This window comes from Streptomyces triticirhizae, from assembly GCF_003696235.1.
In the GTDB taxonomy this organism is placed as follows: Bacteria; Actinomycetota; Actinomycetes; order Streptomycetales; family Streptomycetaceae; genus Streptomyces; species Streptomyces triticirhizae.
Window position 1 is genome coordinate 1 of record NZ_RFFJ01000387.1, and the last position, 1,409, is coordinate 1,409.

At 76.5% G+C, this 1,409-nt stretch carries 2 protein-coding genes; one reads left to right on the top strand and one right to left on the bottom strand.

The annotated features are described in order from the left end of the window. Positions 1-130 precede the first annotated feature (130 nt). Complete coding sequence (locus EBN88_RS29830; protein ID WP_122400080.1) at positions 131-952, bottom strand: hypothetical protein; 822 nt, start codon at positions 950-952, stop codon at positions 131-133. Between the two features lie 110 nt (positions 953-1,062). Here EBN88_RS29830 and EBN88_RS29835 point away from each other — a divergent pair, with 110 nt between their 5' ends. Beyond that, positions 1,063-1,275, top strand: coding sequence for a hypothetical protein (locus tag EBN88_RS29835; RefSeq protein WP_122400081.1), 213 nt, complete (start codon positions 1,063-1,065; stop codon positions 1,273-1,275). Positions 1,276-1,409: the final 134 nt, after the last annotated feature.

Consider the following 1,409-nt stretch of genomic DNA (forward strand, 5'->3'; position numbering starts at 1 on the left):
GATCCCGCCAGCGGCCACCCCGCTTCGGCGTCCGGTCCGGCAACAACGGCTCAATCCGCGCCCACTGCGCATCAGTTAACGGCACACCCAGCCCAACGATCCGATGATCCAAACGAAACGGCCTAGGGCCTCAGGCCACCGCGCCCCAGTACACCTCGCCCGGCTCGGGCAGCGCCACGTCCACCGGGACGCCGAAGCCGTAGAGCGTCACCGTCGAGGTCACCTCGACCGAGCGCAGGCCCTGGGCCAGGCTGAACCGCTGCCGCACCCGCCGGGGTGCCCCCGCCTCGTCGAGGTAGGCGTCGAACGGCACCTCGGTCCTGGCGAACCCGTCCACGGCCGCCGCCAGCTGCTCCCTGGTCGGGTCCGCTGGCGCCGCCTCGGCGGCCAGCGCGATGTCGGTCACGCCCCGGTAGTGGCGCACCGACTCCCCGCCCAGCTCGGTCACGCCCAGGTCGTCCGCGCTGCGCGCCCCGCGCAGCAGGGCGAACGCGGTGATCGGGTCGGTCGCGCCGCCGGTCACCAGGTTGCCGTCGGGCACGCCGGCGACCTCGACCCGCACCCACTTGTCGGGCGGCACCCCGGCTCCCCGGTTCTTCATGAACAGTTCACCCGGGGCGAAGACCTCGGTGACCGGCTCGGCCCCCCGGTCGCCGCCCGGGTCGGGCGGCAGGGACACGCTCAGCTCGCCCAGGCCCCGCGCGTAGTCGAAGACGCCCTCCCCCTCGATGGTGACCTCGGTGCCGCCCGAGGCCATCCGCATCGCGGTGCGGGCCCGCGAACTGCCGGAGTCCGTCAGCCGGTCGGCCGCCTGCCGCACCGCCGCCAGCGGATCGTTCCCGCCGCGCGCCTCCGGGGCGGCGGCGCCGGTGCCCGTGCACCCGCTGACCGCCAGCACCAGCGCCAGCAGGCCGCCCCAGCCGAGCGCGGCCGTTCGCCGCCTCACCACCATGGACCCCTGGCACCCCCGGCACCGCGTTCGCGCGCTGTTCGACCGCGCGGCGTCTGTCGCGTTCTGACTACCGGCTAACGAGGTCCCGGCGGGGCCGTTACGGTGGTGGGGTGGACGACCGCGTGGAGCGCCGCCCGGAGAACACACCCGAGCAGCGGGCCTCCCCGGACGACCCGACACCCGGACACCGCGTGGAGCTGTTCGAACGCGGACCGTTCCTCGCCGCCCGGTGCAGCTGCGGCTGGTACGGGCCGGCCCGCAGGTCCCGGCCGCTGGCCAGGGACGAGGCCGCGGGCCACCTGGGCCGCCCACCGGAGTGCTGACGCCTCGCGTCGCACGACGGACCGGCCCGGCCGACGCGGGTCCGTCCGCGCGAGGGGCCTTCCCGGTGCCGGCCGCCGGGCCGTTACGCCGCGAGGCCGCGTTCGCCCGGGCCCGGCGGGGGGCCGGCGACGCG